The 6,334-nt window shown below is 40.8% G+C and carries 7 protein-coding genes; all 7 read left to right on the plus strand.

What is annotated here, in order from left to right; translation table 11 throughout:
• Positions 1 to 119 precede the first annotated feature (119 nt).
• The 7 genes from cysK to yedF all read left to right on the plus strand — a co-directional run bounded on the left by cysK (position 120) and on the right by yedF (position 6,203).
• Complete coding sequence (cysK, locus tag COZ07_RS02535) at positions 120 to 1,043, plus strand: PLP-dependent cysteine synthase family protein (RefSeq protein ID WP_406607022.1); 924 nt, start codon at positions 120 to 122, stop codon at positions 1,041 to 1,043.
• Between the two features lie 216 nt (positions 1,044 to 1,259).
• On the plus strand, positions 1,260 to 2,465 hold the full coding sequence (locus tag COZ07_RS02540; RefSeq protein ID WP_406607023.1) for a homocysteine biosynthesis protein: 1,206 nt from the start codon (positions 1,260 to 1,262) through the stop codon (positions 2,463 to 2,465).
• Between the two features lie 78 nt (positions 2,466 to 2,543).
• Positions 2,544 to 2,951 (plus strand): NIL domain-containing protein, encoded by a 408-nt coding sequence (locus tag COZ07_RS02545; protein WP_406607024.1) that lies wholly within the window; start codon positions 2,544 to 2,546, stop codon positions 2,949 to 2,951.
• Entirely contained in the window at positions 2,951 to 3,658 is a 708-nt protein-coding gene (cysE, locus tag COZ07_RS02550; protein WP_406607025.1) for a serine O-acetyltransferase, read from the plus strand. The genes COZ07_RS02545 and cysE overlap by 1 nt, the downstream gene beginning before the upstream one ends.
• A 118-nt stretch (positions 3,659 to 3,776) precedes the next feature.
• A complete protein-coding gene (locus tag COZ07_RS02555; RefSeq protein ID WP_406607026.1) occupies positions 3,777 to 5,054 on the plus strand; it encodes a 2-hydroxyacyl-CoA dehydratase family protein in 1,278 nt (425 codons plus the stop codon).
• Complete coding sequence (locus COZ07_RS02560; protein WP_406607027.1) at positions 5,054 to 5,797, plus strand: acyl-CoA dehydratase activase; 744 nt, start codon at positions 5,054 to 5,056, stop codon at positions 5,795 to 5,797. Before COZ07_RS02555 ends, COZ07_RS02560 begins: the two co-directional genes overlap by 1 nt.
• A gap of 70 nt (positions 5,798 to 5,867) precedes the next feature.
• The gene (gene yedF, locus COZ07_RS02565) at positions 5,868 to 6,203 is read left to right on the plus strand and encodes a sulfurtransferase-like selenium metabolism protein YedF (RefSeq protein WP_406607028.1); all 336 of its coding nucleotides are present in this window, start codon (positions 5,868 to 5,870) and stop codon (positions 6,201 to 6,203) included.
• Positions 6,204 to 6,334 lie beyond the last annotated feature (131 nt).

Below are 6,334 nucleotides of genomic sequence, written 5' to 3' on the forward strand. Positions count from 1 at the left end.
TTCAGTAACCTTAAAAGATATGGTTAAAATGCAAAAGAAGAAATTATCCAAGCAAAAAGATCGAATGTATTACATTTGATGGAAAATTTGATGACTAAAAAGGAAAAGGAGGAAATAAAATGACTAAAATTGCAAATAATATAACTGAGTTAATGGGAAATACCCCATTAGTAAAATTGAGTAAAATAACCAAGGATGTAAAGGCAGAAATTGTCGGAAAACTTGAATTTTTTAATCCCACTGGAAGTGTAAAGGACCGAATTGGAGTAAGTATGATTACAGAAGCAGAGAAAAAAGGTCTTCTGAAAAAAGATTCTATAGTTGTTGAGCCAACAAGTGGAAATACGGGCATTTCCTTAGCCTTTGTTTGTGCGGTTAAGGGGTATAGATTAGTTCTTACGATGCCTGATACAATGAGTATTGAGCGAAGGAAAATACTTGAGGCATTTGGCGCTGAAATAGTTTTAACTCCAGGTAGTGAAGGAATGAAAGGAGCAATTAAAAAGGCAGAAGAAATTGTGAAAAAGAATTGTAAAGCATTTATGCCTCAACAATTTAATAATCCTGCTAATCCTGAGATTCATCGGAAAACTACAGCTTTAGAAATCTGGGAAGATACAGATGGTAAAGTGGATATTCTTGTTTCTGGAGTAGGAACTGGTGGGACAATTACAGGTGTAGCTGAAGTAATAAAAAAGAGGAAACCATCATTTAAAGCTATTGCTGTTGAACCTGCTAATTCTCCTGTTCTTTCTGGTGGAGAACCTGGTCCACATAAGATTCAAGGGATTGGTGCTGGCTTTGTGCCAGGTGTTTTAAACAGGGATATTATTGATGAAATAATCAAAGTAACTAATGAGGAAGCTATGATTTGTGCTAGGCGACTTGCTAAAGAAGAGGGGATATTTGCAGGCATTTCTTCAGGAGCAGCAGTATGGGCAGCAATAGAGGTAGCTAAACGGAAAGAAAACAAGGGTAAACTTATTGTGGTAATTCTTCCTGATTTAGGTGATCGCTATCTTTCTACTGAACTTTTCCAATGATACGATTATACAAATATAAAGATATACATTTATGTGACATTTATATCCGTGCTAATTTGTATTTAGGAGGCGTGGTGGAAATGTTATGGATCATGGATGGCTCCGGTTGGGGCATAAATAATGAAAAATCTGCTCTTAGGAGCAAGTTAAGAGTATAAAGAAATGTGGTAGTGTAATTGTAATTTTTCGTGGTAAAAAAAGAAAGGAAACATCAAAATGACTAAAACAATAACTGAAATTAATGAAAAAATATCAAAGGGAGATGTAGTTGTAGTAACGGCAGAAGAGATAATTAATATTGTGGAGGAAAAAGGAGTTGAAGAAGCAGCTCAAGAGATAGATGTAGTAACTACAGGGACATTTGGCCCGATGTGTTCAAGTGGGACATATATCAATATTGGCCATGCAAAACCAAGAATAAAACTGGGAGGAGGGGCCTGTTATTTAAACGATGTCCCGGCTTATTGTGGTTTTGCTGCGGTGGATATCTATCTTGGCTGTACTCAACTTCCTGATAATGACCCTCGGAATAGAGTTTATCCTGGCAAGTTTGAATACGGAGGTGGACATGTAATTGAAGAGTTTGTCGCAGGTAAGGATATAAAACTTACTGCCACTGCCTATGGTACTGATTGTTATCCAAGAAAAAAATTGGAAACCTGGATAAACATTAAAGATGTTAATGAGGCTGTGCTTTTTAATCCGAGGAATGTTTATCAGAACTACAATGTTGCAGTTAATCTTTCTAATAAGCTCATCTATACTTATATGGGTGCCCTAAAGCCTGGATTAGGTAATGCTAACTATTGTAGTGCTGGTCAACTTTCTCCACTATTGAATGATCCGTTATATATAACTATTGGACTTGGAACTAAGATATTTCTTGGCGGCGGAGTGGGTTATGTGGCCTGGCAGGGAACGCAGCATAATCCGACAGCTAAAAGAAAGGATAACGATACTCCATGTGTTCTGGCAGGTACATTAGCTGTGATTGGAGATCTAAAACAGATGAAACCTGAGTGGTTGCGGGGAACGAGTTTCCAGGGATATGGAACAACACTCACAGTAGGAGTGGGGATACCTATCCCTATTTTGAATGAAGAAATCTTACGCTATACCGCAATTAAGGATAAAGATATCTATGCTCCAATTGTTGATTACAGCGAAGCATATCCGCAGGTTAAACCAGGGGTGCTTGGCGAGGTCTCTTATGAGGAGCTTAAAAGCGGTAAGATCGTTGTTCAAGATAAAGAAGTTCCCACCGCATCGCTTTCCAGTTATTCAAAAGCAGTAGAGATTGCTGAAATTTTAAAAGACTGGATTAAACAGGGGCAGTTTCTATTAACTGAGCCTGTGGCATCACTGCCTGGACCGGAGTCAGGGCTGACCTTTAAATTACTAAAAGAAAGACCAATTGAATAACAGATAAAAAGGATGTAGGGCTAAAAGGAAAAGTTATTTTCCTAACCATAGCCCTACATCTTCAGATAGGAGAAGTAAATGATTTCAAAAAGAATTGTTTTGAAATTTCCTCACCGGTTAGCTGACCAGCCCATTGTTTGCAACCTGGTAAAATACTTTGATTTAGAATTTAATATACTAAAAGCATATATTATACCTAAAGAAGAAGGGCTTCTTATATTAGGCCTTTCCGGGGAAGAGGGAAACTATAATAAAGGAATAAATTATCTCAAAGAATTAGGGGTAATAGTTCAATCACTGTCACAAGGTATTATCCAAAATAGTACCAGATGTACTCATTGTGGTGTTTGTATAACAGTTTGTCCGACCCAAGCTCTTATTCTTGACTCGCATACCCGAAAAGTTCATTTTTACGAAAATAAATGTATTGCATGTGAATTATGTCTACCTGCCTGTCCGTTAAGGGCAATGGAGGTTCATTATTAATGTTCAAGACTTTAAAAGAAGATATTCAAAATATATTTGCTAAAGATCCGGCAGCGAAGAACACATTAGAAGTAGTTCTTTGTTATCCTGGGCTTCATGCAATATGGCTTCATCGAATTGCCCATTGGTTTTACAGAAAGAAAATGTATACCATTGCCCGCATAATTTCGCATATTAATCGTCATATTACTGATATTGAAATACATCCCGGAGCCAAAATCGGAAGAAGATTTTTTATTGACCATGGTATGGGTGTAGTGATAGGTGAAACAACCGAAATTGGCGATGATGTTTTGATGTATTCAGGAGTGGTTTTAGGCGGAACAAGTTTAGAAAAAAAGAAACGTCATCCTACTCTGGGAAATAATGTTGTGATTGGTACGGGAGCAATAGTCTTGGGTGCAATAAATATTGGTGATAATGCAAGAATAGGTGCGGGCTCGGTGGTGGTTACTGATGCCCCTCCCAATACAACAGTAGTAGGAGTTCCTGGTAGGATTGGTTTGGGATTTAGTGCCAAGGAAATTCAAGCATTAGAACATGGCAAACTACCTGACCCTATAGCTGATGCTATTCGTTTTGTTATGAAAGAGCAAGAGAAGCTAAAGGAAAGGATTAAAAAATTGGAAACATTAGAAGGAATTACAAGGCATATAGACGAACACATAGATAAGAGGAAAAAAAGAAATAGAAAGTGCGTTTTTTAGTAAAGGTAAAGAGGAGTTTAGTAAAGGTGCAGGAATTTGATAAAAAAGTTATCTAGATCATAATGACTCTGCCCATCGCTTTTTATTTTGAGAAGAATTTTGAAGGAGATGATTTTAAATGGCTAACGATAATGTCCAGATGTGGGCCGATTTAAATATAAATCTAAAATCCCATGATATACTTTTGAATGCTTTGGGGCCGATTTTTCAAGAGGTCTATCTTTCCCAGAAAAACCGTCCAGCGGGAATGGGTTTTTATGATTTTGTGGTAGGCGATATTCATGGCATCCGAATAAAAGAACTCCGGGAACACGCTAAAAATGGCGGTAAAATAGTTGCGACTTATTGCGTCTTTGTTCCAGAAGAACTAGTCTGGGCAGCCGATGGGATTCCGGTGGGGCTGTGCGCCGGGACGCAATTCTCCGTCCCCATGGCGGAGGCAGTACTCCCTCGCAACACCTGTGCCCTTATTAAATCTTCCTTTGGCTTCAAACTGGGACGTGTCTGCCCTTACGTCCAGTCCAGCCACTTGATAGTAGGCGAAACTACCTGCGATGGTAAGAAGAAGATGTTCGAGATTCTGAATCAGTACCAGCCGGTCTATGTGATGGAAGTACCAAATAAGAAGACCGAGCGAAGTCGCCAGCTCTGGCAGGGCGAAGTCCTGGCCTTTAAGGATGTTGTTGAGAAATTGACTGGCAATAAAATTACAGCGGAAAAGCTCGGCCAGGCTATTGATATGGTGAACCAGCGCAGCCTTGCCCTGCAACGACTCTATAACTTACGTAGAGTTAGGCCGGTACCCGTCAGCGGCAAGGATGCTTTACTGGCCACCCAGGTTTCTTTCTATGATGATGTTAAGCGAGATACCCAGATGTTGAACGCCCTTTGTGATGAACTGGATAAAAGGGTTGCTGTGGGTCAAGGTGTGGCCCCAGCCAGTGCTCCTCGTATCCTGATATCCGGCAGCCCCATGGCGATCCCCAATTGGAAACTGCATCATATCCTCGAATCGGCCGGAGCAGTGGTAATTTGCGAGGAATCGTGCACTGGCACCCGCTTCTTCAGCGATCTGGTTAAACCTACTCCAGGCAATCTTGACGAACAGATTAAAGCAATCGCTGACCGTTACATGAATATCCATTGCGCCTGCTTTACTCCGAATGATGAACGTTTGGACGACGTGGTTAAACTAGCTAAAGAATACCAGGCGGATGGTGTGGTGCATTATAATCTCCAGTTCTGCCATACCTATGCTAATGAAGCCATCAAAATAGAGCAGCGCTTGGAAAAAGAAGGGATTCCTTTATTACGAATTGAGACGGATTATAGCGACGAGGATGCCGGTCAACTTAAGACCAGAATTGAAGCTTTTTTGGAGATGCTAAAACTCTGATGTACGCTGGACTGGATGTGGGATCCCGCACGATTAAGCTGGTAACCTTTGATACGGCGATCAAAGAATCCTTTATTATCGAAACAGGGGTGAATTCTTTATCACGCTGCCTGCAACTTATTTCTGGCAAATCCTATGAACGACTGGTGGTAACCGGTTACGGTCGCCACCTGGTCGCTCCGGTTTTGCAGGGAGAAGTGGTCTCCGAGATTAAAGCTTTTGCCATCGGCTCTCACTATCTATTCCCCGAGTGTTATACGGTGATCGATATCGGTGGACAGGATAGCAAAGTTATCCTGCTTTCGGACCAGGGAGAAGTGCGCAAGTTTGAGATGAACGATCGTTGTGCGGCGGGATCCGGTAAATTTTTGGAGGTCATGGCCCATAATCTGGAGGTAAGCATCGCTGAGATTGGGGATTTAGCTTTAAGCGCCACTAAAAAAATCACCATTAATAGCTTGTGCACCGTATTCGCAGAATCCGAAGTAGTTTCCCTGATCGCAAAAGGAGAAAAGCCCGGCGACATCGCCTTAGCCTTACATGAGGCGATAGTAACCCGCATAGTGACTATGGTAAGAAGAGTTGGCTTAAAGGAAAAAGGAGTTTTTGCCGGAGGGGCATCACTTAACAAGTGCCTGAGTAGGCTGTTGAACCAAAAATTAAGCACGGAACTGATAGGTCCAGATTCGCCACAAATTATAGGAGCTCTAGGTGCCGCTCTTTTAGCTAAACGTGAAGGGTAAGGAAAAATCGATTAAATATTAATAGAAACGGAACAATAAATAGCCCTTAAAATCATGATGGAGGTTAAATATGCCGTCTAAAGTTTTCTTAATCCAATCTGAGGGGTTGGGGAGAGGTGATGACCAGCTCGGTACAATGCTTATGGCCAACTTTTTACGCTTACTCGGGGAGAGCAAAGAGAAACCTGAGACCCTGGTTTTTTGGAATACCGGAGTCCGTCTGGTTTGTGAAGACTCGCATGTTCTGGGCCATCTCAAACGGTTGGAAGAGCAGGGTGTTGAGATATTGGCCTGTACTACCTGTCTCGAATATTTTGAGCTGGTAGACAAGTTGAAGGTTGGTAAACCGACAACCATGGTCAAATCGATTCAATCCATATTGAACTCAGAAATTGTCTGTTTGTAGTATGAAAATGGAAAATGAGACCCCATCATGCATCATACTAACCTTGAGCACGAAGCGATAGCTTTAGAGTCAGATACTAAAGTATTGGATGTTTGGTATCCCTTAAGAAAAGACTATCTTTAAAAAATGAA

The organism is Candidatus Infernicultor aquiphilus (assembly GCF_002784285.1).
GTDB lineage: Bacteria > Atribacterota > Phoenicimicrobiia > Phoenicimicrobiales > Phoenicimicrobiaceae > Infernicultor > Infernicultor aquiphilus.

Bases quoted from the DNA above. Each gene is read 5' to 3' on its own strand.
- COZ07_RS02560 (WP_406607027.1), top strand. From the start codon at position 5,054: ATGTACGCTGGACTGGATGTGGGATCCCGCACGATTAAGCTGGTAACC.
- COZ07_RS02540 (WP_406607023.1), top strand. From the start codon at position 1,260: ATGACTAAAACAATAACTGAAATTAATGAAAAAATATCAAAGGGAGAT.
- cysE (WP_406607025.1), top strand. From the start codon at position 2,951: ATGTTCAAGACTTTAAAAGAAGATATTCAAAATATATTTGCTAAAGAT.
- COZ07_RS02545 (WP_406607024.1), top strand. From the start codon at position 2,544: ATGATTTCAAAAAGAATTGTTTTGAAATTTCCTCACCGGTTAGCTGAC.
- yedF (WP_406607028.1), top strand. From the start codon at position 5,868: ATGCCGTCTAAAGTTTTCTTAATCCAATCTGAGGGGTTGGGGAGAGGT.
- cysK (WP_406607022.1), top strand. From the start codon at position 120: ATGACTAAAATTGCAAATAATATAACTGAGTTAATGGGAAATACCCCA.
- COZ07_RS02555 (WP_406607026.1), top strand. From the start codon at position 3,777: ATGGCTAACGATAATGTCCAGATGTGGGCCGATTTAAATATAAATCTA.